The organism is Enterococcus sp. DIV0210g (genome assembly GCF_050559705.1).
GTDB lineage: Bacteria > Bacillota > Bacilli > Lactobacillales > Enterococcaceae > Enterococcus_B > Enterococcus_B faecalis_A.
Genome location: NZ_CP187903.1, coordinates 1,307,514 through 1,333,412, shown reverse-complemented (window position 1 = coordinate 1,333,412; position 25,899 = coordinate 1,307,514). Strand labels below are relative to the sequence as shown.

At 39.3% G+C, this 25,899-nt stretch carries 22 protein-coding genes and 1 pseudogene; 10 read left to right on the top strand and 13 right to left on the bottom strand.

What is annotated here, in order from left to right:
• Window positions 1–255: 255 nt before the first annotated feature.
• The 4 genes from IGI64_RS06495 to IGI64_RS06480 all read left to right on the top strand — a co-directional run bounded on the left by IGI64_RS06495 (window position 256) and on the right by IGI64_RS06480 (window position 6,263).
• A complete protein-coding gene (locus IGI64_RS06495) occupies window positions 256–2,313 on the top strand; it encodes an LTA synthase family protein (protein WP_429939925.1) in 2,058 nt (685 codons plus the stop codon).
• Between the two features lie 170 nt (window positions 2,314–2,483).
• Window positions 2,484–3,977 (top strand): helix-turn-helix domain-containing protein, encoded by a 1,494-nt coding sequence (locus IGI64_RS06490; protein WP_429939924.1) that lies wholly within the window; start codon window positions 2,484–2,486, stop codon window positions 3,975–3,977.
• A gap of 64 nt (window positions 3,978–4,041) precedes the next feature.
• Entirely contained in the window at window positions 4,042–5,400 is a 1,359-nt protein-coding gene (gene mgtE, locus IGI64_RS06485) for a magnesium transporter (RefSeq protein ID WP_016624829.1), read from the top strand.
• A gap of 233 nt (window positions 5,401–5,633) precedes the next feature.
• Window positions 5,634–6,263 (top strand): YitT family protein, encoded by a 630-nt coding sequence (locus IGI64_RS06480; RefSeq protein WP_429939923.1) that lies wholly within the window; start codon window positions 5,634–5,636, stop codon window positions 6,261–6,263.
• A gap of 58 nt (window positions 6,264–6,321) precedes the next feature.
• On the opposite strand, the gene IGI64_RS06475 is transcribed toward IGI64_RS06480, so the two are convergent.
• From IGI64_RS06475 to IGI64_RS06465, 3 genes are read right to left on the bottom strand one after another with little or no spacing between them, the layout of a single operon-like run.
• Entirely contained in the window at window positions 6,322–7,635 is a 1,314-nt protein-coding gene (locus IGI64_RS06475) for a sensor histidine kinase (protein ID WP_429939922.1), read from the bottom strand.
• A complete protein-coding gene (locus tag IGI64_RS06470) occupies window positions 7,628–8,314 on the bottom strand; it encodes a response regulator transcription factor (RefSeq protein WP_016624832.1) in 687 nt (228 codons plus the stop codon). The genes IGI64_RS06475 and IGI64_RS06470 overlap by 8 nt, the downstream gene beginning before the upstream one ends.
• Window positions 8,315–8,362: 48 nt before the next feature.
• On the bottom strand, window positions 8,363–9,250 hold the full coding sequence (locus tag IGI64_RS06465; RefSeq protein ID WP_429939921.1) for a MurR/RpiR family transcriptional regulator: 888 nt from the start codon (window positions 9,248–9,250) through the stop codon (window positions 8,363–8,365).
• 178 nt (window positions 9,251–9,428) lie between these two features.
• On the opposite strand from IGI64_RS06465, the gene IGI64_RS06460 reads away from it, so the two are divergent.
• The 3 genes from IGI64_RS06460 to IGI64_RS06450 all read left to right on the top strand — a co-directional run bounded on the left by IGI64_RS06460 (window position 9,429) and on the right by IGI64_RS06450 (window position 11,434).
• A complete protein-coding gene (locus IGI64_RS06460; RefSeq protein ID WP_429939920.1) occupies window positions 9,429–10,448 on the top strand; it encodes a Gfo/Idh/MocA family oxidoreductase in 1,020 nt (339 codons plus the stop codon).
• A 103-nt stretch (window positions 10,449–10,551) separates the two neighbouring features.
• The gene (locus IGI64_RS06455; RefSeq protein ID WP_016624835.1) at window positions 10,552–10,833 is read left to right on the top strand and encodes a hypothetical protein; all 282 of its coding nucleotides are present in this window, start codon (window positions 10,552–10,554) and stop codon (window positions 10,831–10,833) included.
• A gap of 313 nt (window positions 10,834–11,146) precedes the next feature.
• Window positions 11,147–11,434, top strand: a complete 288-nt coding sequence (locus IGI64_RS06450) for a hypothetical protein (protein WP_429939919.1) — start codon at window positions 11,147–11,149, stop codon at window positions 11,432–11,434.
• A 315-nt stretch (window positions 11,435–11,749) separates the two neighbouring features.
• On the opposite strand, the gene IGI64_RS06445 is transcribed toward IGI64_RS06450, so the two are convergent.
• Complete coding sequence (locus IGI64_RS06445; RefSeq protein WP_429939918.1) at window positions 11,750–12,007, bottom strand: metal-sensitive transcriptional regulator; 258 nt, start codon at window positions 12,005–12,007, stop codon at window positions 11,750–11,752.
• Between the two features lie 135 nt (window positions 12,008–12,142).
• On the opposite strand from IGI64_RS06445, the gene IGI64_RS06440 reads away from it, so the two are divergent.
• From IGI64_RS06440 to IGI64_RS06430, 3 genes are all read left to right on the top strand, one after another.
• The gene (locus IGI64_RS06440; RefSeq protein WP_429939917.1) at window positions 12,143–12,463 is read left to right on the top strand and encodes a rhodanese-like domain-containing protein; all 321 of its coding nucleotides are present in this window, start codon (window positions 12,143–12,145) and stop codon (window positions 12,461–12,463) included.
• Between the two features lies 1 nt (window position 12,464).
• A complete protein-coding gene (locus tag IGI64_RS06435; RefSeq protein ID WP_429939916.1) occupies window positions 12,465–14,120 on the top strand; it encodes an FAD-dependent oxidoreductase in 1,656 nt (551 codons plus the stop codon).
• 137 nt (window positions 14,121–14,257) lie between these two features.
• Window positions 14,258–14,941, top strand: coding sequence for a hypothetical protein (locus tag IGI64_RS06430; RefSeq protein ID WP_429939915.1), 684 nt, complete (start codon window positions 14,258–14,260; stop codon window positions 14,939–14,941).
• Between the two features lie 423 nt (window positions 14,942–15,364).
• Here the strand turns inward: IGI64_RS06430 and IGI64_RS06425 are convergent, their stop codons facing one another.
• The 9 genes and pseudogenes from IGI64_RS06425 to aroE form a co-directional block, all read right to left on the bottom strand.
• Window positions 15,365–15,685, bottom strand: coding sequence for a hypothetical protein (locus IGI64_RS06425; protein ID WP_016624843.1), 321 nt, complete (start codon window positions 15,683–15,685; stop codon window positions 15,365–15,367).
• A gap of 175 nt (window positions 15,686–15,860) precedes the next feature.
• A complete protein-coding gene (locus IGI64_RS06420; RefSeq protein ID WP_429939914.1) occupies window positions 15,861–18,035 on the bottom strand; it encodes a DNA topoisomerase 3 in 2,175 nt (724 codons plus the stop codon).
• Between the two features lie 129 nt (window positions 18,036–18,164).
• Window positions 18,165–19,082, bottom strand: a pseudogene (locus tag IGI64_RS06415) (LCP family protein); the annotation flags it as partial.
• A gap of 346 nt (window positions 19,083–19,428) precedes the next feature.
• The gene (locus IGI64_RS06410; RefSeq protein WP_429939913.1) at window positions 19,429–19,953 is read right to left on the bottom strand and encodes a shikimate kinase; all 525 of its coding nucleotides are present in this window, start codon (window positions 19,951–19,953) and stop codon (window positions 19,429–19,431) included.
• The gene (aroA, locus tag IGI64_RS06405; RefSeq protein ID WP_429939912.1) at window positions 19,950–21,245 is read right to left on the bottom strand and encodes a 3-phosphoshikimate 1-carboxyvinyltransferase; all 1,296 of its coding nucleotides are present in this window, start codon (window positions 21,243–21,245) and stop codon (window positions 19,950–19,952) included. The genes IGI64_RS06410 and aroA overlap by 4 nt, the downstream gene beginning before the upstream one ends.
• Window positions 21,246–21,269: 24 nt before the next feature.
• A complete protein-coding gene (gene aroC, locus IGI64_RS06400; protein ID WP_429939911.1) occupies window positions 21,270–22,436 on the bottom strand; it encodes a chorismate synthase in 1,167 nt (388 codons plus the stop codon).
• Between the two features lie 4 nt (window positions 22,437–22,440).
• The gene (gene aroB / locus IGI64_RS06395; protein WP_429939910.1) at window positions 22,441–23,511 is read right to left on the bottom strand and encodes a 3-dehydroquinate synthase; all 1,071 of its coding nucleotides are present in this window, start codon (window positions 23,509–23,511) and stop codon (window positions 22,441–22,443) included.
• 8 nt (window positions 23,512–23,519) lie between these two features.
• Window positions 23,520–24,545: a 3-deoxy-7-phosphoheptulonate synthase gene (gene aroF, locus IGI64_RS06390; RefSeq protein ID WP_429939909.1), complete on the bottom strand. Its 1,026-nt coding sequence runs from the start codon at window positions 24,543–24,545 to the stop codon at window positions 23,520–23,522.
• Window positions 24,517–25,413 carry a shikimate dehydrogenase gene (gene aroE / locus IGI64_RS06385; protein ID WP_429939908.1) on the bottom strand — a complete coding sequence of 299 codons (897 nt, stop codon included), beginning with the start codon at window positions 25,411–25,413 and terminating at the stop codon, window positions 24,517–24,519. The genes aroF and aroE overlap by 29 nt, the downstream gene beginning before the upstream one ends.
• Between the last annotated feature and the right edge of the window lie 486 nt (window positions 25,414–25,899).

Here is a 25,899-nt window from a genome sequence, read left to right as displayed (position 1 = left end):
AAATCTTGTTTTGATAGCGGGCTACGGGAGATCCAGCAAAATTGGATGTCCTGCAGCCCGTTTTTTGTTTGTGCGCTTGCGCGTGATTTCACAGGCACAGGAAAAAAGAGATACGAAAAGCAGCGGCTAGTATTTTATGATTAGAAACAGAGTATTTATAATTAATTATAACGATGCAATTTGTTCAGCAACCATTGAAAAAGATGTTTGAAGGCAGCAAAGATGCAAGTAAGTACAGAAATGAGGGCTCAATTTATGATAGATAAAATAAAACGGAATCCCAGGATCTTCTTTTTTCTCGGATTGACACTTTCCATTTGGGTGAAGAGTATGTTCGCCTATGCAACAGATTTTCAACTAGGGATCGATAGTGTATTCCAAGTGTTTTTATTACTGCTTAATCCATTTGCAAGCACGATGTTTTTGCTGTCATTGGGATTATATATCAAGCGTACAAAGCTTTCAGTTTTAGTGATGATGGCAATTTATACTGCGCTTTTATTGCTGACGTATTCAAATGTACTTTATTATAGAGAATTTTCGGATTTTTTGACGGTCAACTCGATTTTAGGTTTCGGCAGTGTGTTTAATGGGCTAGGGGACAGTTCATTGAAATTGATGGATATCGGGGATATATTTTATGCGCTGGATCTTCCTTTGTTTGTTTTGCTTTATATCAAGACAGCAAGACCAGATAAACAGGTAATGAAGAAAAAGTTCGCATTTGCTGTTACTGTTTTCTCCATACTTTTATTCTTTATCAATCTTTCTTTGGCGCAGATCGATCGGCCGCAGCTTCTGACACGTACGTTTTCCAGAAATTACTTGGTCAAGTATTTAGGTCTGGCTTCTTATACTGTATATGACGGAGCAGTAACGTATCAAGCGAATCAGATCCAAGCCCAAGCCGATGAAAATGATTGGTCTTACGTGCATGAGAAGCTGGATGAGCGGCGAATCGCGCCAAGTGAAGAGCACTTTGGTTTAGCAAAAGATAAAAATGTCATTTATATCCACTTAGAAAGTATCCAGCAGTTTTTGATCGACTATGAGTTGATTGATGCAGACGGCGAGGCGCACGAGGTATTGCCGTTCTTGAATGCATTATTCCATCATGAGGATACGATCAGCTTTGAGAATTTCTTCCATCAAGTTGCTGGCGGAAAAACAAGCGATGCAGAGATGTTGCTGGATACTTCGATGTTTGGTTTGCATCAAGGGTCGTTTTTCAGTCAGCTTGGCGGTACTAATACACTTGCAGCAGCTCCGCACTTGGTCCAACATCATTTAGGGTACACAACAGCTAGTTTTCACGGAAATGCCGGGAATTTCTGGAATAGGAATGAAGTATATAGACGTATGGGGTATGAATATTTCTTTGATGCTTCGTATTACGATCTGACTAGAGAAAATTCTTATCAATACGGCTTGCATGACGAAGCATTCTTCCAACAATCGGTTCAATATCTGGAACGACTGCAGCAGCCTTTCTATACTAAATTTATTACCGTTACGCACCATTTTCCATACAATCAGCTGCCAGAAGGAGAGATGGACCGTTTTCCTCAAGCAGAAACTTCTGACAATACGATCAATGGTTATTTCGAAACAGCAAATTATGCCGACCGCTCGATTGAGAAATTCTTTGATTATTTAAAAGAAGCAGGACTTTATGAAAATACGATGTTCGTTTTATACGGGGATCATTATGGGATCTCTAATTCCAGAAATCCTGTATTAGGAGAATTATTAGAAATCAACGACGGCGATTGGGGTGCGTTGGATAATATGAATCTTCAACGGGTGCCGTTCATGATCCATCTTCCTGGCAGCGGAAAAGGGGAGATCTTACCCACTTACGGTGCGCAAATCGATATTTTGCCTACTGTGCTGAATTTGTTGGGTGTACCAATAGAGGAGCTGCCGTTTATCGGTCATGACTTATTCTCAGAGGACCATCCGAATATCGTTACTTTCCGTAATGGTAATTTCATTACGCCAACGTATGCAGGAACAAGTGGTACAGTATTTGATACCGCAACTGGCGAAGTAATCGAAGAACCGACAGAGAAAATGGATGAAACTAGGGAATGGGCAAATACAGCTTTAACACTATCGGATGCGATCCACCATGGCGATCTGCTCCGTTTTGCAGCGATTCCCGAGTTGGAGACACTTGATCCTAGTTCGATCAATTACAATAATGCTATGGAAAAAATGCAGCAGATCGAAGAATATCTAGGGGATGAATCTACGAGTTTATTCTCCTTGAATCAAAATCAAACCACTGTAGATATGTTTGGCAAAGAATAACAGAACATTCTCAAAAACTTCAAATCATTAAAAACTGGTCACGCATGCTCCTCTTATTGCAGACCAGTTTTTTTGCTGTTTTTAGCACTTTGTGAAAAAATGCATTTTACATTTTAAATAATACAAGCTATGCTTATAAGTGGACGTCACATGATTGAGGAGGAAAACACATGAAAAGATTTCAGCTAGAGTTCATTACGGATAAAAAAACGACGCGATGGTTGAAAATATTAAATGAATTTGAACGCCAGCCGATTTTGTCTGGGAGTGTCCTGGCAGCATCTGTCGACAGTACGAAACGAACGATCGTGAATGACATCCAAGATATTCGTGAGCATTTTGGTGAAAGCATCAACTTGACGATTTCTAATATCGGTTATCATTTCATCGAACTAGACCCAGTTAAATATCATGAGGCAAAAACAGCTTTAGTAAAAGAAGAGCCTGTATTTATTATTTTGGAAGCTATTTTCCATAATGAATTGTATACGCTTAATGAGTGGGCAGATAAATTATATCTCGCAGCCATTTCTTTAAGACGTTTTCTCAATCGATTAGATAGTATACTGGGAAGATATGATCTGACACTTGGGTCTTCTCCAGTGGATCTTATAGGGAAAGAAGTCAACATTCGCAAATTTTTCCATGATTTTTATTATGAATCAGAAATCACTCCGCACACGGTCCATCCTTCAGTACAAGTACAGGAGATGATTCGCGGCTTGTCAAATGATGCCAAGCTCAAAAAATTCGAGTTTACTTCATTCGGAGATTTCAGTTATATTTTACATATTTCCATTGAACGGTATACACGAAATAAAGGTATCCGAATGGAAAAAGCGATTTTGGAAAAGTTTGAAAAAGATGAAGGTTTTTTAGCGTTTTGCCAATTTGATCGATTGGTGGAAAAATACGCTGCTCTTTCATTGAACAAGGACGAATTGCTTTATATCTATCTGAATATCATCACGGACAGAAATATCAAAAGCCGGGAAAAAGAAGCGGCTTTTTGCGAATCGTACACTTTTTGGCCAGAGATCGAACAGCTTGCAGATGATTACTTCTCCGAGGTTCTTTTCGACACAGAAGGAGCCAAAGAAAAGGAAAAAGTTTTTTTAACGTCTTTTCTTACAACGGTCAAGTTAAAAGAACTATTGTCGATCAATGCCAATCAAAACATTGAAGACATCAATTATTTTGCCCAAAACAACTTTCCGAAAGACTTTGAAAAAACACTTGCTTTTTTACAAAAACAGCCTTTTTTCAAAGAGTACAAAGAACAGGATCTATTCACTGACTTAAGTGCTAGTTTGACGATCTTTATCCAAACGATCAAAGAACTGTATTGGAGAAAATCAAAAAATATCTGTTTTATTTTGGAGGGGAATCATCAGATCTGTCAGTATATCCAGTCATTTGCTATTCGTCGTTTAAGTAAATTCCATCAATTGTTTTTCCCGACCTCTGACGAATTTGTTCCTGATTACGTAAAGAAAAATAAATTAGATCTTGTCGTGACCAATCATCAAAATGAACGCACAGAATGGCAAACAGATATCGATACATTGTTGATCAAATCCGTACCGAATCACGCGGATTGGGAAAGTCTGCTGGAAAAAATCGATGCAGGCAGCTGGCGCTCTTTTGGTGTAGGACCTGAATAATAAATGAAAACAGAAATTTTTCAAACAACCGCTTTTAGCGGGGAATGAACGGAGGTACACTAAGATGAACGAAAAAGCTTTACATTATTTGAGAGAGAAACAGACAAGCAAACTGAAAGCTCTTCTTTTGGCTGCTGAAGACTTAGAGATCATCCAGCTGCTGAGTATGGTTTCGCCGGATGAACAAGTGATTCTTTTCCGCTTGCTTTCCAAAGAAAAAGCCTTGAATATCTTTGAACAGCTGGATACGACATCACAATACAATCTGCTGCGTTCATTTACAGATGAACGGGCAAAAGATTTCGTCAATGAGCTGGCACCAGATGATCGTGTACGTTTGCTAGATGAGCTTCCTGCTGGTGTAGCAAAAAAACTTTTAGAATCTTTATCCCCTGAAGAAAGGCAATCAACCAATCTGCTGATGGGCTATGAATCTGAAACTTCTGGAAGAATCATGACAACGGAATTTATTTCGCTAAAAAAAGAAATGACCGTATCAGAAGCGCTGGATAAAATCAGACGCCAGGCAAAATTCAAAGAAACGATTTATATTCTTTACGTGACGGATCAGCAAAAAGTCCTGCAGGGTGTTCTTTCTCTGAAAGAGCTGCTGATTGCGGAGGGTGATGCGCGTATTGAAGACATCATGCTGCGGCGGGCAATCAGTGTGTCAACAGATACTGACCAAGAAGAAACAGCTAATTTGTTAAAAGAGCTTGATCTTATTGCTTTGCCAGTCGTTGATAAAGAAAATCGACTGGTAGGAATCGTAACAGTCGATGATGCATTGGATATCTTGGAGCAGGAAACGACTGAAGACATGTTCAACGAAGCTGGATTAGTGGATGTTGCCTCGACTGAATCTGACCGAAGCAATGTGCTGATCAACGGCAGTTTTAAAGAAATATGGAAAGTACGTTTGCCATTTCTAGTGATCACACTAGTTGCAGGGATGTTTGCAGGAGCTGTGATCGATGAGTTTGAGCAAACGTTAGAAGCTGTAGCAGCGGTAGCGATTTTCATTCCTTTGATCATGGATATGGGCGGCAATATAGGAACACAATCTTCCACTGTTTTTGTTCGAGGCATGTCATTAGGCCACATTGATCTTTCTTCCTTCATGAAGTACTTTTTGAAAGAAACAGGGGTTGGTTTCAGTCTAGGGATCATTGTTGGGATTTGTTCAGGGATCATAGCGGCGGTATGGCAAGGAATTCCTTTGCTAGGTGTCGCTGTTGCGATTTCTTTAGTTTTTGCTATGACATTAGCAGCAGCGTTAGGTTTTCTGATCCCATTTTTGTTGATCAAACTGAATATCGACCAAGCAGCAGGGGCAGCTCCAATCATTACATCTATTAAAGATATTGCAGGTTTATTGATTTATTTTATTTCTGTGAATCTCTTGCTGGGGCATTTATTATAAAAAGAGTGCGAAAACAAAGAGGCAAAGGCATAACAGCTTTTTGTTTCTTTGTTTTTTTATATCACATTAGTTATTGAAGAATCGGGTATCCAAAGCGGAAAAAATACGGTATGATTAAATTTAGCTGATAAAAATGGCTTTATTTTTAAAATAAATAAAGGGTTTTATCATCAAAATTCTCTTTAACTGTTCAAACAGAAAGAACGCCTATCAGTTCTAAAAGCTAAGTGAAGGTGGAGATATATGTGAAAAAAGTACCTGCTGTTTTGATTGGATTATTATGGATCAGCTTATCGCTGAACTTCTTTTTGCTGCCGCATAATATTGCTTCAGGCGGCGTAGGGGCAATTGGGTTTCTAGTAGAAATGATTTTCTCAGTTGACCGGCATTTGATCGTGACGGTTGTCAACTTTACGATGCTTGCGTTAGCCTTTCTCTTTTTGGGAAGACAAACATTTGCCAAAACGTTGCTGGGAAGCCTGCTTTTTCCGGTATACTTGCGGTTTCTGCCGGAATATCAGCTGCTTTCTTCCTATACGTTGTCATTACTTGTCGGCAGCTGTTTATTCAGTTTTGGTATTTATTCTCTTTACCGCGTAGGCGCATCGAATGGCGGAGTGACAGTACCGCCGCTCTTATTTGAAAAATATTTTCGAATGGACAAAGCAATCGGGATCTTTGTGACGAATTTGATCATTATTGTCCTGAATTTTGTCGCGTTAGGAATGAGAAAAGCAGTTATCGCTGCGTTATCGATCGGTCTGATTTCATTGTTTATGAAAGTGATGGTGATGTATGCGCAGCGGAGAAACAAAGAAATTCCAGAAAATGTTGAGAAAAAAATCATCAAAAAAGCGGTTTGATTTTCTCTATAAACAAATAAAAAACGAGGCTCCTCCTGTTATGGAAGCCTCGTTTTTTCTATTTAAGCGGTAAACGAATCTGGAAATCTACCCCTTTTGGCAGGTGATCCTTCACTGTGATTTGTCCTTTATGTTGTTCAATGAGTTGTTTTGCGATGGCCAGCCCTAATCCATAGCCGCCAGTCTCTTTTGATCTCGATTGATCTTCTCGATAAAAGCGGTCAAAAATCTTTGGCTTTTCTTCATCTGAAATCGATGGTCCTGAATTGCTTACGTTGATTTGCCATTCTTTTGGCGTTACATGAGAAGAGAGTTGGATCGAGTCACCTGTTTGGGTATATTTCAACGCATTATCGAGCAGGATGACTAATACTTGATGGATTCTTTTTTCATCAATAACGACTTTTGCGTTTCCTTCTAATGAAAGTATGAATGTCTTGCCGTCTAGTTCTGCCATTTCTTGGAAGGGACGAGCAAGCTGTTTGATAAAAATCTGCGGTTCGATCTCTGTTTTTGTTAATACTTGCTGCGCAGAATCCCGAGCGAGTGTCAGCAGATCCGAAGTGAGTCCGGTCAATCTTCGTGTCTCTGTCAGCGCCTGTGCGATACTTTCGGACTCTTCGATGATCGTGTGGTCTGGTTTAGTAAAAAGATGCTCTAAACTGTTCTGAATGATCGTCAGAGGCGTTCGAAGCTCGTGGGAAGCATTCTCTACGAATTCTTTCTGTTTGCGCCAAGAAACGATTATAGGACGCATATTTAAATTCGATAGATAATAACTGATACCAATCGAAATCAACCAAAACACGATCATACAGCCAATCAAAATCGATTGGAAGGTCTCCATTGACGCTTTTACTTGATTAACGTTCGCAACAACTTGGACATAAGCGATCTCTTGGTCATTTTCAGGTGCTTTAGCGGTAATCGAACGAAAGGAAAGCGGGGTAGTATCTTCTTGGCTGTTCAAATTGATCATTTGGATAGTATCTAAGTTGTCTTTGTCTAAAGTCAATTCTTCCAGCTGATCAAAACGCCCGCCTAGCGCTTCTTTGTTTAATATTTCGCCCGAAGAAGACCAAAGAATCACTTGTGTATTGAAACGATCGTTTTCCGGTTCTGCTAAAGGACGGTTATTCTCTGTATTAGGGTCTAAGCGTAAAAAAGGATCACCTTGCTTGTAACGGTTGATTTCCAGCTGGACAGTACGAGAATCCGAACTGATCCGGTTTAACGAAAGATCGGTCTGCTGATAAGCTGTTTGATCCAACAGTTGTAGGATGATCAAACTGAGCAAGAAAAAGATAATCGCAAAAGCTGTGACATTGGCAGCAAAAAAGCGTCCTCTTTGTTTACGAGTGATTTCATCCATCTTGTTTTTCTCCTTGCATCAAATAGCCGACATTTCGCAACGTCTTAATTTCTTTATCAATCGATGTTTGGCGCAGATGTTTTCTAAGATTGCTCATATAAACTTCGACTACCGTGATCGTCGTGTCCGAGTCGAACCCCCAAATGCGGTCAAAAATCTGTTCTTTGGTCAAAATGATTCCTCTGTTTTGCAAAAAGTACGTCAGTAATTCGAATTCTTTGCCTTGGATGGGTAAGATTTCTCCTTGGTAAAGAACTTCATTTTTATTTAAATCACAAACCAAACCTTTGTATTCAATCTGGTTTTCGCTGAATAAACCAAGGGAACGCTTCAATAACGCTTTTACCCGCATTGTTAATTCTTCACGATAGAAGGGTTTGGTCAAATAATCGTCGGCCCCTTTTTCAAATCCTTCGATCTTATCGTCCAACGCATCTTTCGCAGTCAAAATAAGAACAGGTACGCGATTTTTTTGTTTCCGGATTTCTGCTAAAACTTCGTAGCCGTTCATCTCCGGCATCATCAAGTCCAAAATCACAAGATCATAAACACCGGTCTCAATCTCATATAATCCTTCACTGCCGTCGTAAACTTGTGTAATCTCGCCAAAATCATTTAAAATCTCTTTGATATTTCTGGAGAGTAATTTATCGTCTTCTACTATCAATAACTTAATCATTTTTTACCACCTCTTTTTTTAGTATCACATAAGAAGCATAAACCAACCTTAAAGAGGCGGCAATTCAGGACGATATTCTGTCAATAATCCTTTTTGCATGACTTCTTGTTTTTCTTTGAGATCCAGGATGTTTTTTTGGAAATCTTTTGCATACAAAATCGAAAAGAGCGTGTTCAGTATGTAATCAAAGCTGATTTGGGAAGAAAATGTCGCCACTTTTGCGAAATCATATTCCTCTTGTGCTGTAATGATTTTGTGTTTTGCTTGCTTGGCCAATGTAGAACTAGGATTACCTGTCAAAAGAAGAGCCGGAATCCCTTTTTGGTTGAAATAAGCCATCAATTTTTCGTAATGATGGACACGTCCGCTGTAACTGACAAATAAGGCACAGTCTCTTTGTGTCAGATGTGCGGCATTCCAAGAAGAATTACTGTATTCTTCGGCTAAAATAAAGAATTTATTCAATTTGACTAACTTGCTTTGAAAGCTTCGAGCAGTGACTTGCGAATCGCCTTTCGCAAAAATAAAAACCCGTTCAGCTTTATATAAGTAATCTGCAAATAACCCTAGATCCTGCGTTTCAATCTGGATTTGCGTGCGTTTGATCGTTCGCGTCGTTAATTCTGCGATTTTTTCAGCAATGATTTTCGGGTCATCTTCTTGCGAAAAAGGGAAATTAGGATCAATTGACTCATTCAACTGCTGCTGCAGACGATAAACTTCCCGACTTAATTCATGTCTAAATGTCTTGAATCCAGAATAACCTAGTTTTTTGCACATACGAATAATTGCCGAATGCGAAGTATAGGTTTTTTTAGCGAGTTCTTCAATCGTCATATTTACTGCTGTCTGGAAATTTTTCTCCAAATAATCAGCAATCCGTTTTTCTGTCTGCGTAAAATTCTCCTGCTGTTTCAGCTGGTCTCCAATCAACATAGCATCATCTCCATGTCCTCTATCATAACAAAAAAAGAGACTGATTGAACATAATGAACAAAAAAGCTGGGAGCTGTATAAGAAAAATGAACATTTTTACCAATAACTGGCAAAGATAAGACAAAAGACGTTGTCACAGATATACTTAGGTTATCAACATTTTAGGAGGAATTTTTATATGTTAACTATTGCTTATCTCGGAAACGGAAAAAGTACGAACCGTTATCATTTGCCATTTTCTGGTAAATTAAAGGACAAAATCAGAATCAAAACCATCTTTTCTCCAGTAGAAGACACATCTTGGGAAAAAATCGAAGGAGTCAATTATACGACTCGTTTAGAAGACTTATGGGAAGATCCCGAGATTCAATTGGTTGTTATTACAACGCCGCCTAAATTCCATTATCAATATGGAAAAATGGCTTTAGAAAAAGGGAAAAATGTATTGATGGAAAAACCTTTTGCCGAAACCTCAGAAGAAGCCAAAGAACTATTTGCTTTAGCAAAAGAAAAAAATCTATTCATCCAATGTTATCAAAACCGCCGCTTTGACTCGGATTTCTTGACGGTTCAGAAGGTCATCGAAAGTGGTCGTTTGGGCGATATCCTGGAAGTAGAGATGCACTTTGATTACTTTAGACCTGAAGTACCAGAAAACACCCATGAATTTTCTGTACCGAATAGTTATTTGTATGGCCATGCTTGTCATACAGTGGACCAAGTATTATCTTATTTTGGCAAACCAGATGATATCCATTACGAAGTACGTCAGCTTTTGGGTAAAGGACGCATGAATGATTATTTTGATCTTGATTTTTTCTATGACGCAATGAAAATCTCTGTAAAATCGAGTTATTTCCGTATCAAGGAACGACCAAGCTTTGTCGTTTATGGCAAAAAAGGAATGTTCCTAAAACAGACAAAAGACCGCCAAGAAGAACACTTGAAAATGTTCTATATGCCCGATCATGCAGATTTTGGCGTCGATACACCCGAACAATACGGTTTACTGACTTATATGGATAATGATGGCGTTTATCATGAAGAAAAAGTCATTTCTGAAGTAGGAGATTACAGCCGTGTCTATGAAGGAATCTATGAAACACTAATCAACGGCGCAGAAAAAATCGTCAAAGATGAAGAAACAATTCTGCAAATCGAGATTTTAGAAAAAGGAATCAGCCAGATCAAAGAATAAAAAGTAAAAAGCGTTTACTTTTATATAACAAGGCTTTCTACTTGTATAGTTTGGTCTGTATTCGTTACTATAAAGTAAAGATAACTTTATAGGAGGAACCATTATGACAAATTATGACGGTGAAAAGCACGAACGTTTAAGAGGATCGATGGCACCTAAAACAGATAAGGATGTGGCTTTAGCAGGTACAAATTCCGGCGAAACAGAAGAAAAAGAAGAATCGTTAGCTGGAACAAACTCTGGTGAAGAAAAAGAAGCTGCTTTGTCTGGTTCAAACGCCGTAGAGGAAGATGCCCCAGAAAAGCATAAAAACAAACTTGAAGAAGAAGCAGAAGAGTTTGTGGAAGAAATCAAAGAGAAATTCCACCACAAAGACAAAGAATAAGCGAAGCTTGGTGTTCTGATAAAACAGAGCACTAGGCTTTTTTTATTTTCGGATATCTATTTTTTCTACATCAAGAAAAAACTGTTATTTTTATAAGACAAAGCTATACTATCATAACCTATAGAACCCATCATTTTAGTAAGGAGAAAATGACAGCGTTTAACGTTGTAATATGTTTGGCGCTTTTTTTCAAAAGACATATATAGCGGTTCTGAACGTTTTTTTACAGGTAGAGGAGGGAAGAAATACTTAAAAAGAATTGGAATACCTTATCATCTGTGTTTCAAAAAAATAAAAGGCAGGTTAGTTGGAAATGGTTGATTATTATTTAGGTGTCTATGAAGGACTGACACAGTTTCAAAATCTAGAACTCTTTTTTACTTCTTTATTAATAGCAGCAGTCTCGGCAGTTGGGTTCTTTTTTTTCCTGTATATTATGCTTTTCTGTATAGGGCGACTAGGCAGTTATTGGCGTATTCGTTCAAAAGGCAGTTATAAACAAAAAAGTGGGCTGCCGAAAAAGCCGCAAGCTCAAACCAGTTCAAATAAAGAGTTCTCTAATACAGCAAACAAAAGAGACATGTATCTGAAAAACAAATAAACGTGTTATTTAGGTGATCTATTTATTTGGAGAAGGGGGATATATGGGTATTAGCGTAGTAAACGAAACAATTGCTGCAACAGGCATCATTGCTTTCTTGCTTTGATTTGCTGTCTTTTCTCTAATCATTTTTTCTATATGGTACAAACCAAAGAAGACCTACAGTTTTGAGAAGCGGAAGGGCGCGAGTATCCCGCCGCTGATCATTGCTTTGATTATTTTGGTTGTTCTAGGAGGATATATCGGTGTGCTCGTTTATCAGGTAGCTGTCTTTCGATTTTAAACATAAAAAAATAAGAACCTAACACCAGGTTCTTATTTTTTTATGATCATATTGATGGCTTGTTCAATTTTTTCTTGTTGTTCTTTCGTGTTGCTTTGCGGTTGTTCTAAACAATGTTTCAAGTTTTCCGCAACAATGATACCCATGACACGGTCAATACTTGAACGCACTGCACTTAATTGTGTCACGATATCGATACATTCTTTCTCATCGTCGATCATGGCCTGGATGCCGCGAAGCTGACCCTCTGCACGCTTTAACCGATTAATGACTTTTTTCTTTTCTACCAACTCGCCACGCTCCTTTTTTTGATATTATACTCTATAAGGGTATTTTTTTCAAATATCCCGTGATTAATAATAAATTGACAAACTTCAAAAAGAATCGTATGATACCCCTATAGGTATAAAAAGGAGAAGGATAGAATGTTTAATTTATTTAAAAAATCTGATTTATCAAGTGTTTCAGCCGCGGAATTATCAGTAGTAATGAAAGAGCAAGATTTATTGATTGATGTAAGAAGTCCGGAAGAATACTACATGGGGCATATAAAAAAAGCAAAAAATGTACCATTGGATAAATTAACAGAGTATCAGCCTGCTGAAAATAAAAAAATATATGTTATTTGCCAGTCTGGCATGCGAAGCAAACAAGGTGCAAAAATTTTACAGCGCAGAGGTTATGATATAATAAATGTAAAAGATGGAATGAACGCCTGGAATGGATCAGTCAAAAGGGGGAGATAGTATGGCAAAATTCATTATTGTCGGCGGTGTAGCGGCCGGTATGTCCGCAGCTACACGTTTGCGCCGATTGCAGGAAGATGCAGAAATCATTGTTTTAGAAAAAGGACCGTATGTTTCGTTTGCGAATTGCGGACTACCCTATTTTATTTCCGGTGAGATTGCCGAAAGAGAACAGCTGTTGGTACAAACACCAGAAGCATTGCACGCACGTTTTGAATTAGATGTTCGTCCAAATCACGAAGTTATCAAGATCTTTCCTGAAAAGAAACAAGTAGTGATCAAAACAAATGGCGAGGAAATAGAAGAGACCTATGATTCGTTGATTTTAGCGCCCGGAGCTAAACCGTTTGTTCCAGCTATCCATGGGCTAGAAGCCGCTAAAAATGTGTACAGCTTGCGAAACGTACCTGACGTAGATGCAATCTTGTCTAAAATAAACACGATTGATCCGAAAAATGCAGTAGTTGTCGGTGCAGGATTTATTGGTCTAGAAATGGCTGAAAACCTTCATAAACGCGGGTTAAAAGTGACGATTGTCGAGAAAGCAGACCATGTATTGCCAACTTTAGATAAAGAAATGGCTGCTTATGTTGAAAAAGAATTAGAAAAACAGGGAGTAGCTGTTCATTTATCACAAGCTGTCACAACTTTTGAAGAAGAAGGGCAGAAAGTGGTTTTAGAAGACGGAACCGTACTTCTTTCTGACTTGACGATTTTATCTGTGGGTATTCAGCCAGAAAACACATTAGCTGCAGAAGCAGGGATCAAGACAGGGATTCGCGGTGGTATTTTGGTGGATGAAAATTACCAAACAAATCTTGAAGATATCTATGCAGTTGGTGATGCCATAGTGGTCAAACAGCAAATCACAGGAGAAGAAGCGTTGATTTCTTTAGCTTCGCCTGCCAATCGCCAAGGAAGACAGGTGGCTGATGTTTTATCTGGGCTATCTCGCAAAAACAAAGGAAGCATCGGAACAGCTATCGTTCGAGTCTTTGATTTAGCTGCCGCTGCTACAGGATTGAGCGAAAAAGAAATACGTCAAAAGGGATTGGATGTCCAAGTTGTCCATGTTTCTGGAAAGAGCCACGCAAGTTACTATCCTGGTGCTTCTTCAATCCTTTTAAAATTAGTTTTTGATCCAACGACTGGAAAAATCTATGGTGCACAAGGAATCGGTGGAAAAGGGGTCGATAAACGAATCGACATCTTAGCAACAGCAATCAAAGGTGATTTAACGATTTTCGACTTGCCTGAGTTAGAATTCACCTACGCACCGCCGTTTGGTTCAGCGAAAGACCCTGTAAATATGCTTGGTTATGCTGCAGTCAATCTTGCGGAAGGCATTAGCGAAAATGTGCAATGGTATGAAGTAGAAGAGGCTTTATCACAAGGATCTGTTGTGCTGGATGTACGAACGGAAGAAGAATTAAAAGAAGGCCGTTTTGAAAAGGCCGTCTATATCCCGTTAAATAGTTTGCGGGAGCGTTTAAACGAACTAGATCCGCAACAAGAATATATTGTTAGCTGCTACAGCGGATTACGCAGTTATATAGCGGAAAGAATCTTGAAACAAAATGGATTCAAAGTGAAAAATCTGGATGGCGCATTTGCGCTTTACCAAACCGTTTTACCAGAAAAGCTGTTATATCAATAATGTCTGAAATTTAATATTCATGGAAAAAGCGTTTCAAAGCAATCAATTTTTCTCTTTTCTTTTTGGTAAGATATAAAGAAAGAAAGGGGGAGAGATTGATTGTTTTTTTACTATAAATTTTTCAGGGGGATGAAGCAATGATAATTCGAACTACATTCAAACAAATAAGTAACCAATTAACGAAGCTATGGAATCCCAGTCATTATTATTATGCGAAGCAACAAGAAGTGTGTAAGGAGAAATTCAAACTTTTGGAAACAACCAATTCGAAAAAATTTTTGACTGACCCTACGTTTAGATATTCAACAAAATTACAATTAGAAATCTTAGATAAGAAAATCGATGTTCTTTCGAATAAATGGAACGAAACGAAGACTCATATTTCCAGTAAACAACAAAAGAAATTAACGACTCAGCAAGATATCTTGAGAAGCTTGGATTGGGAATTCAAGACACTAAATAACTGGAATTCGCTTTCGCCGTTAAATGATACTAAAAAGAAAAATATAAGCAAGTACTTGAGCGGCGTTTCTGAATCTATAACTCAACATATAAACTTGATAAATAAACAATTGAGTTTGGAAAAAAGACAAATAAATCAGTATATTGATAATCCTGTAAGTTCTATAACTAAAAATGAACAAACGATGCCAAAAGATATTCAGCAAAAAAACAAGGGATTGGATTCTCCTAAAACGAAAAAACGCTTTAAAGATATCGTTATAAATGAAACAGCTGTTTATAACGAAGCGTTTAAAAAACTGGAAACCGTTCAAATGTTTAAAAATATCAAAATATCGTCAGCAGAAAAATGCCGATAGTAAAAAGAATATCACCATTCAAAAATGGACTGTTCATTTTAATTTCTGATATATACAGATGCATGAATCGAAAAAATAAAATAAAAACCTAAATTTTCAACGCAAAATTTTTTTATAATTTTGCATGAGGTCAAAAATGGTGATTTTGGATAAATTAGGATCAAGAGAGGTTCATTCTTACTTTGAATCTACTTTGTATAATATATATTATGTAAACTAAAATATAAAATTTTATCCCTTCTTTAATCCAGCACCTCTCTTTTGCTGATTTTGTCTAGTATATTGTTGATTTGCTGCGTATTTACGCATTTTTTAAAAAAAAGTTTTTTCTTTCGCACAATTCTATTGTGTTTATCTAGCGAATGACGAAACCACTGTAAGAATCTTCGCGCATACGATTGATTTTACAGTGGTTCTTTATAGTTATCCGAAATATTGATGGTATGTTTGTGTGATTACTGGTAAAAAGTAAATAACTAAAGCTGCTGCAATAACGAATAACAGTTGTTTACGCTGTTTTTTACGTTTGACCATGCTTAAAGTCTTGTGGTAGAAATACATACCGCTTTTTGTTAATGCTGTCAAAGTAGACAAAATGACAGTTGGTGAATAAGAAGTCTGATGATTGCCAGTTAATGATAATAATTTTGTCCCATATTCAGGATATTTGAAGAATGCTTGGTAAGCAGCAATCAAAACGAAGGCGCCCATTAGATAATTAAGTAGCGAGTGGATCTTTTTCATTGTGTAAAACTCCTGTTCGATCAATTGAGAAACGATCAATAAAGTGCCAGGAATCCCAATAAAATGCTGATAGTTATCAAGAAAATACCAGAAAATCAATCATTTCTCTGCTTAAAAGTATACTTGGTTCTGCTGCGGGGAACAAGAAGACTTTCATTAGAATTCGAATATATGTTCACTTTTTTTGGGTGTCTGCGCACGGAAAGTCAAAACCAATCGCAAAATCGTCTTTCATAACAAGAAAAGCGTCAAATTTTCCTTTTTTACCCGTAAATCCTTTAACGACTTTCGTGGTTTTTCCTTTCGTTAAAAGTTCTTTCATGGCTGTTTTTGTCAATTTTTTCTTGGCGATCGTCGGCCATAATTTAAAGTCGCATTCTTTGTTCGAACAAGCAGCGACTTTTGGATAAAGATAGATGTCGCCTTTTTTACATTTGGGACACTTGCCAAGCTTGCTGCTGGTATGTCGGCTGTCAGTCATTTCTTTATTAGCAACTATTTCTTCACTTAAATCTGTTTTTGCTACTTTTTGCGGTGTGTCTTCTAAAAGGTGCAAAATGAATTTTTTGATATTTTGCAAAAAGACTTCAGGCGTTCCTTGGCTGTTCCCGATTTTTTTCAAATAAGATTCCCATTGTGCTGTCATTTCTGCACTAGATAATAAGGGTTCTTCTGCTACTGCTTTGCATAAAGTAATGCCTTTAGGGGTAACTGAAAGCGCATGGTTTACCGTTTCGATATACTGTTTTTGCTTCAGGGTTTCGATGATAGAGGCTCTAGTAGCTTCTGTCCCTATCCCCTCTACTTCTTTCAATATACGTTGCGCCTCCTCGTCATCGACTGTTTTACCAGCTGTTTTCATAGCAGTGATCAACGTACCTTCTGTATAAGGTTTTGGCGGCTGTGTTTCTTTTTGGACAGCTTTCAACGCTACTAGTACTTGCTCCCCTTTTTCTGCTTGCGGCAAGGTAGGTTCTTTGTCCTTGCTCTTTTCTTTCATCTGCAAAACAGCTTGCCAGCCAAGTTGTTTCGGTGTCTTTCCTACACTTTTTAGTTTTAATTGTTCAACCGCTGTATAGATAGTCGTCTCATCATATTTATAATTTTCGGCAAACATTGCTACGGTGGTCTTCATCACCTGGAGATAGACAGCTTGCTGCAATTTGGACAATTTCGCGAATCTTGCACTCGTTGGTACGGACTTTGTCGGAATGATCGCGTGATGTTCTTGAACCTTTGAAGCATCTACATAGCGTTTTTTCGGTCTTGTTTCTGGTGTTGGAACAGCTTCAATGCCTAGAAATCGTTTGTATTCTTCTAAATGTTCCCTCAGATACGTATGCTCATTTTCTGTAATATGCACAGTGTCGGTTCTTGGATAGCTAAGCAGTTTGCTTTCGTACAATTTTTGGACAGCTTCCAAAGTAGATTTGGCACTTGCTTTCATCAACTGATTCATTTTTGACTGCAAACTGGATAAAGAAAACAGTAACGGACTTTTTAGTTGTTTTTCTTTGGTCTCTATTTTTGTAATGACCCCTTCTTGCTTTCCGATAACTGCGCCGAGCTTTTTGATATGGGCATCCAGCTCTTCGGTTGTTTTGAACTTCTTGTTTGGTACCATTTTTCCTTTGAATTGCCCATTTTTATTTTTGATCATCGCTTCTGCTTCAGCGTATGGTTCTTTTTTAAACAGTCGAATCTCTTCTTGCAGCTGATAAATCATGTATAAAGTCGGTGTTTGCACTCTTCCAAGGGAAAAACTGCCTCTGATCCCCTTTTTTTGAAGCAGCAAACTATATAACGGACTTCCGTTCATGCCAATTAGCCAATCTGCGTGTTGACGCGCTTGAGCTTCTTTGAATTTAGGAAAGTATTCTTGTCCTGACTTCAGCTGTTTGAAGCCATTATAAATAGCTTCTTTTTCCAGTGAATTGATCCATAAACGCTGGTAATTCTTTTCTTTTGTGTAGGCTTTGGCCTGCCGAATGATCGACCACGCAATCAATTCGCCTTCTCGATCACTGTCGGTAGCGATAATGATCGTGTCAGCGTCTTTTAATTCTTTTTTGACGATATTGAATTGTTTTCTTTTCTCTTTTGGTACTTGATAGCGGAATTGTTCTGGAAAGATCGGCAAGTTTTCTAAAGACCATTTCCCCCACCGCTCTTCATAGTCTCCGGGCGGTGCCATCTCCACTAAATGACCAAATCCATAAGTAATTGTCACTTGACCATTGAATAACGGATCTTGGATCTCATAATAACCGTTTTGTTTTTTCGCTTGGCGGAACGTCTCTGCGTAAGCTTTGGCCTGTGAGGGCTTTTCAGCTAAAATCACTGTCTTCATTTTCTCACCTCATCCTTCTATTATATAAAATAATCCGCTGAAAACAATAAAGAGCTTTTGTATTCTTCCTTCTAAGGATATAAAAACAAAAAGAAGACTGACAGTCTATTCCGTCAGTCTCCTAAATGATTATTTACTTAAAAACTCATTGATCGCTGTTTGGTTCATCTGGTTGTCAATAACTAAGATGCTTCCTGCATAATCACTTTGACCGTAACTCCAAGAACCTTCTACAGGAACGCTCAAAGAATCGATTCCTGCCGCGCCGCGTGCGATAGAAAAGAGATTTTTAAGAATAAACGTACTGGTGATCGATGTGGAAGTGTAACCCAGAGCTTTCCCAGCTGCATAAGGTGCTCGAATCAGATTCAATGGGTTTTTCAACTGGCTGAAAACAGCATGCATGACTTGCTGCTGCCTTCTGACACGACCGAAGTCTCCTTCTTCATCCATTCGGAAACGCGCATACTGTAAAAGTACATGTCCGTCCATTCTTTGTTCTCCTTTTTTGATATCGACACCATCTAGATTCAAATCTTTTTCAGCATCGATCTTCACACCATTCATAAATAGCGCATCAACGACTTTCTCAAACGATTTGAAATCAACTTTGGCATAATACTGGCAATTGATCCCAAAGTTCTCTAACAGCGTCTGACGGACCAAATCAGCACCCCCATAGGCATAAGCGGAGTTGATCTTGTTTTGTCCGACACCAGGAATCGTCACAAAACTGTCTCTCATGAAAGAAATAAGTTTTGGTTTATGACTAGGACCATCTAGTTGAAGGACCATGATCGTGTCTGCTCGTCCTGAATCTTCCCCTCGTGTGTCACTTCCTAAAATCAAGATATTGCGGGAACCATCCGTTGAAGCAGCACCATTAAATGTTTCTGACCCTGCACTTGGCAAGCTCGTATCATGTTCAGCCATGAATTTTCCAGCAAAGAAAGCACCGATGGAATAGACGATCAGTACAAGCAGAATCGTAAGCAAGATTCGCTTCCAAGAACGTTTTTTTCGCTTTTTAGGAGGTTTCGTTCCTTTTAACGGTGAAAATTTTTTGCCTGAACCAGTGGGCCGTTCTTGGTATTCTTGATACGGCGTCTGAGAATATTCTCGATTGACGTGATTCCGCTGATTGCTTTGGTACTCTTCTTCCCAATGATCTTCTTGGGAGGAAGATGTATTCTTTTGTGTATTCTTTTGTTTACGTGCGCGTCTGGCAAAAATACTGCCAGAATTCTCTTTTAGAGGTTTCGCTTTCTTATGGATGTCCTTGTAACGATCCATCCGACTCATATTCTGCTCCTCCTTGTGTTTGCTTTAACGAATTCAGCATACGTTATCTTAGAAGAAAAATCTCGTTTTTTTCAGTAATTTAATAAAATAACTAAAAATTCTTGTGGACTTTCTTCTGGCGATAAACAGTTGCGATTTCTTCAGCAACAGCTTGAGGAGACTTTCCTTTGGTTAAAATTATATGATTCGCTGATTCTTTGTAAAATGGATAGCGTTGTCGGTAAAGTTCAGTGAATTCATCGATGGTTTTGCCTAAAAATAGCGGACGGACTTCATGTGAGTGCTTTAATCGATAAAAACTTTCTTCTACTGGGGCTTCCAGAAAAAAGACATGAGGCATCTTCCGCAAGATTTCACGATTTTTCGCATTTAAAATAATCCCACCGCCAGTTGATAAAACTTGATTCTTTTTATAGACATTCTTTTTCAATAATTCCGTTTCTTTTTGACGGAAGGCTTCCTCGCCGAAACGTTCGAAAAAAGTTGGGATCGCCATTTGATGCTGACGTTCAAATAATCGATCAAGATCTCGATGTGTATAATCAAGTTTTCTGGCTAAACGTCTGCCGATTGTCGTTTTCCCGGAACCCATGAAACCAATCAAAATAATCGTCATCTATCTATAACTCCCGTCAATTGTTTCAAATCAGCAAAAAAATTCGGATAAGAGATATTGACTGCTTCAGCACCAGTCAGTGATACTTCTCCATCTTTAACTAACAACGCAGCAATTTGCAGCATCATCCCTATCCGATGGTCGCCATGACTTGAAACCACTCCGCCGTGAAGCGGTGTCGGACCGTTGATGATCATCCCATCTTCCGTTGGCATGATATCCGCGCCTAATTTTGTCAATTCTGCTGCTACTGCGTCGATCCGGTTCGTCTCTTTTACTTTTAGTTCTTCGGCATCTTTGATAACGGTTCGACCTTCAGCTTGCGTGGCCAATAAAGCGATGATCGGCAATTCATCAATCAAACGCGGGATAATTGCCCCGCTAATCGTTGTTCCTTGCAGTCTCGCTGATGAAACCAGCAGATTAGCTGATTGATTTGCTGAGTCGACAGCAGATTGCTGGATTTTACCGCCCATCGCAGCTATTACATCTAAGATACCTGTCCGTGTTGGATTGATTCCGACATTTTCTAATAGGATCTCGCTTTGTTCGCAAAGCAGAGCTGCAGCAATGAAAAAGGCAGCAGAAGAGATATCGCCGGGAATTGTGATTTCCTGACCATAGAGTTGTTGTTCACCAGGAACTGTGATTTGCTTACCATCAATTATTATTTTTCCGCCAAATTGCTGGATCATTTGTTCTGTGTGATTCCGAGAAGGTTCTTTCTCAATGATCGTTGTCGTTCCTTTCGCAGATAATGCCGCAAATAAAATAGCAGATTTGACTTGCGCACTCGCAATCGGCATCTCATAGGTGATTGCTGCCAGCTGTTCTGTAGGATGGATGTGTAATGGCGGATACCCATTTGCCTCTTCTCCGTGAATCACTGCGCCCATCTGACTTAACGGATCAATAATACGTTTCATCGGACGTTTACTTAAAGAAGCATCCCCGATCAAAGTAGTTGGAAATGGACAGTTCGCTAAAATCCCAGAAACCAACCGGATCGTTGTACCAGAGTTTCCGGCATTTAACGGTTTTATCGGCTCTTTTAATGCTTGGGAACCTTTTCCATGGATAACAATACGGCCATCTTCCTCTTCATCAATCAAAACACCTAATTCTTTAAACAGATGCAACGTAGACAAACAATCTTCTGAACGAAGAAAATGATGGATCGTTGTCTGACCCGTACTGATTGCACCAAACATAATACTTCGATGCGAAATCGATTTATCTGCTGGCACACGTAAAGAACCGTGCAAAGCCGTTTGATTTGTCAGCAATTTCATAGAAATGTCTCCTTTGTTTGTCATTTAGTAATTAAGAATGCGCGCACGATAATCTTGTACCGCTTGCTGTAATTCTTCTAACGTATCGGCAGGGAATTTATCTAAAAACGCTTTTGCGATCTCTGCCGCAACGACACTTTCACAAATCACACTAGCTGCAGGAACTGCCGTGCTGTCTGAACGTTCGACACTGGCTTTATACGGTTCTTTGGTATCGATATCTACACTTTGTAATGGTTTATACAGTGTAGGGATCGGCTTCATAACACCTTGGACAAGAATCGTTTCTCCGTTGGTGATTCCACCTTCAAAACCACCGAGATTATTTGAGCGGCGGGTGAATCCGCGGTCTTTGTCCCAAAGTATCTCATCCATTACTTTGGAACCAGGCAAATCTGCCATCTTGAATCCGAGACCAAATTGGACACCTTTGAACGCATTGATGCTAGTTACGGCTTGGGCGATTTTTGCATCCAGTTTTTTGTCCCATTGAACATAACTGCCTAACCCTGCCGGCACATTGGCTACAAGTACTTCGACAATGCCGCCGATCGTATCTCCAGCTTTTTTTGTTTCATCGATCAGCTTCTTGGCTTTTTCTTCCAAAGATGGATCAACCATACGAACTTCTGAAGCTTCAGAGCGTTCTTTGATGTCCGACACAGTCAATCCTTCAGCTAGCTGCGCTTCAAGTCCGCCGATTTTTAAGACATGCCCTGCGATATCAACGTCTAATTCAGCTAAAAGCAGTTTGCATACAGCCCCAATTGCTACTCGAATCGTTGTTTCTCTCGCAGATGAACGCTCTAGTACATTACGCAAATCATGATGTCCGTATTTCATTCCTCCGACTAAATCCGCATGCCCCGGTCTCGGTTTGCTGACACGACGTAATGTGCGGTCTTTTTCTTCTACCGGTTCGACTGACATGACCGTTTGCCAATTTTTCCAGTCTTTGTTCGCAACAACCATTGTCACAGGAGAACCCAGCGTATAGCCATGGCGCACACCAGAAGTAATACGGACCTGGTCTTTTTCGATCTTCATTCGGCCGCCGCGGCCATAACCAGCTTGACGGCGCGCAAGTTCTTTATTGATATCTTCTTGTCTCAAAGGTAATCCAGCTGGTAATCCTTCGATAATAGCAGTCAATTCGGGACCATGAGATTCACCTGCAGTCAAAAAACGCATATTTTTATTCTCCTCTCTGTAAAAATTCTTTCATTTCCGTTAAATGGATCGTATGGATATAAGCTTCGCCGATTTCTTTCAAAAGAATAATCTTGATGGATTCTCCGCGCGCTTTTTTGTCATGGATCAGCGCTTGGTATAACAACTCTTCATCCCAAGGTTCTGTAGTAGCTGGAAGCTGAAATTTTTCCACCATTTTTATTAATTCATTTGTAGTTCCGATCGGCGACAAATGCTTTTGCTCGGCAATTCGATTGATTTGGATCATACCGATTGCTACAGCTTCACCATGAGTGATCGTTCCGTAACCGGCTGTTTTTTCGACCGCATGTCCAATTGTATGTCCAAAGTTGAGTATCAGGCGCTGGCCGTTATCAAATTCATCTGTTTCGACTACCGATTTTTTGATTTTTAAGCAAGAAAGGATAATTGCTTCTGCATCTTCTATAAGTTGTTCCCGATTTTCCAAAAGCGTTAACTTAACCCAAAGATTACAGTCTGCAATTGCCGCATATTTAATGATTTCTGCGATTCCTTCACTGATTCTTCTTTTTTCTAAAGACAGCAATGTATTTGGATCGATCAAAACCCCTTCCGGCTGCCAAAATGCTCCAATGATATTTTTAGCTTCTTTCATATTTACTGCTGTTTTTCCGCCAATACTGCTGTCTACTTGCGCTAAAAGCGTTGTAGGAATCTGCAAATAGTGGATGCCTCGCATAAATGTTGCTGCTGTAAAACCCGCAAGATCTCCGATTACGCCACCGCCTAAAGCGATGATCCCGTCACTGCGGGTGAAATTGTGTTGGATCAGCAGCTGATAAAGTTTTTCTGTTTGCCGCAGTGATTTGCTTTCTTCGCCTGGTGGAAGAACAGCTTTGATTACTTCAAACCCGTGAATGGTTAACTGATTCACAAGTTGGTCTCCGTAAAGTGCATCAACTGTCTCATCAGTGATTAGACAGATTTTTTGTTTGTTCCAAAGCTTACTTACCCAGCTTCCTGCTTCCGAAAATCCGTTTTTTTGGATCGTGATCGTGTACGAATGATTTGGTAATTGAATGTCTAACTCCATTGTTTCACCTACTTATGCAACGCGTTGATTTCCCGCATGGCTTTTTCTAAGATATGGACTTCTTCCATCATCTTCAAATATGTTTTTTCATTTAATGATTGCGGACCGTCAGACCAAGCATTTGCAGGATCGGGGTGGATTTCCACGATCATTCCGTCTGCGCCAGAAGCAACTCCAGCTCTAGCCATTGGCGGCACAAGATCCCAGACGCCTGTTCCGTGACTTGGATCAACGATGATTGGGAAATGACTCAATTTTTTGATCAAAGGAACAGCACTAAGATCGAACGTATTTCTTGTTGCGGTTTCATACGTGCGGATCCCGCGCTCGATAAAAATGATGTTGTTGTTGTTTTGGACGGCGATGTACTCAGCAGCATTCAGCCATTCATTGATTGTTCCAGAGATTCCTCTTTTCAGTCCGATTGGTTTCTGGGTTTTACCAACGGCTTCTAATAAACGGAAATTCTGCATATTTCGCGCACCGATTTGTAAAATATCACTATAATGAGCCACCATATCGATATGTGCTTCATCCATGACTTCTGTAATGACCTGCATCCCAAATTCGTCTGCTGCTTGACGGATATATTTCAAGCCTTCTTCTTCTAATCCTTGGAAAGCATAAGGTGATGTACGAGGTTTGAAGGCACCGCCGCGCAAGATTTTGGCTCCGCCAGCTTTGGCCATTCGTGCCGTTTCTCTGATTTGGTCTAATCCTTCGATGGAACAAGGACCAGCCATTGTGACAAAACTGCCGTCGCCTATTTTCACACCATTGACATCAACGATCGTATCTTGCGGATGGAATTCCCGGGAAGTCAATTTGTATGTATTGGTGATTCGCACGACTTCTTCTACACCTTCGTATCGTTGGAAAGCTACATCTTGGACATTTCTCGTATCGCCGACAACGCCTAAAACAAGCTGGTCATTTCCATGATTGATTTGGACATCCATTCCCTCTGATTTGATGCGTTCGATCACTTGATCGACTTGTTCTTTTTCAGCTTCTGTTTTCATTATGATGATCATTGTTTTGCTCCTTTTGTTCAAGTTCTTTTCTAATTGTTTCAATAGGCATTTTTTTACCTGTCCATAATTCAAATGCTGCTGCTCCTTGATGAAGCAGCATGCCTAATCCATTTAATGTCACAGCTCCCGCATGTTTCGCTTCTTTCAGCAAACGTGTTTCGCTAGGTGCATAGATCAAATCCGCAACAGCTAATTTGGCAGAAAACATTTCAGGATGTGTTAAAGGTGTTTCATCTTTTTTTGAACCCATACCGATATCTGTTGCGTTGATTAGCAAGCGGCTTTCAGCTAAATCTTTTGCCAGCTGTTTTTCATCCGAAAAATCAATAACACGGATCGGGCAACTGGTTTGTTTTGCGATGTCTTCAAAAAAGCAGACTGTCTGAGCAAAGGTCGCGTTTTTCCGCTTGTAAATAGCGATTTCGCCAATACCATCTAATGCCGCTTGGACAGCAATCGCTTTTGCTGCTCCGCCAGCACCTAAAATCACGGCTTTTTCATTTTTCCACTGGATACCTGCTTCATCTGCACTTTGCCAAAATCCGCGTCCGTCTGTGTTATAGCCAATCAGTTTGCCGTTTTTATGGACGATCGTGTTGATCGCTCCAATCAGCTGCGCTTCTTCACTGATGGCATCTAATAAAGGGAAAACAGCTTTTTTATTGGGCATCGAAAGATTTGCGCCGAGCATATCAAATGTTCGGATGCTTTCAACAGCTTGCGGCAGTCTTTGATTATCCACATCGAAAGCAAGATAGACTGCGTTGATCTCATTTACTTCAAAAGCTTTGTTATGGATGAATGGCGATAAACTATGTGCTGCTGGCGAGGCAAAAAGTCCAGCAAGTTTCGTACTTCCTGTAATCAAGGATCGTTCTCCTCTCTAAGATAAAAAGGGGCTGTGACATAAGTTGATGTCATAACCCCTTTTCTGGATAGTCGTCTTCGGCATCAAGTCAAAAAGTTGAGCTTCGGGCGCAATCGTTATAAATAAACGTACAGCTGCAATAGCCTGACAGCTCCTTGCCAGTTCTGCTTGTATGAAGCAGAAGAAGAACATTCATGATTCCTCTGTTTCTTTGGCAGCATTTTGACGATCGTACATAGTATAGGCTGAATCAGCGGAAATTGTCAATGCTTTTCACGATTCACAAATAACGCAGCGGAATGAAGAAAAAAGAAAAAATGCCACAGATTGTTTTTTGAAAGTCGCTATTCTATTTATAGATAGGTATTCGTCTTTCTACGCTGTTTTTTCTGCATTCGTATTAGACAAAGATTTTAGCTTGTATAAATTGCTTTAGAAAATTTCCTATTATTAGGTTATAATAAAAATAACATTATTTTTTAATAA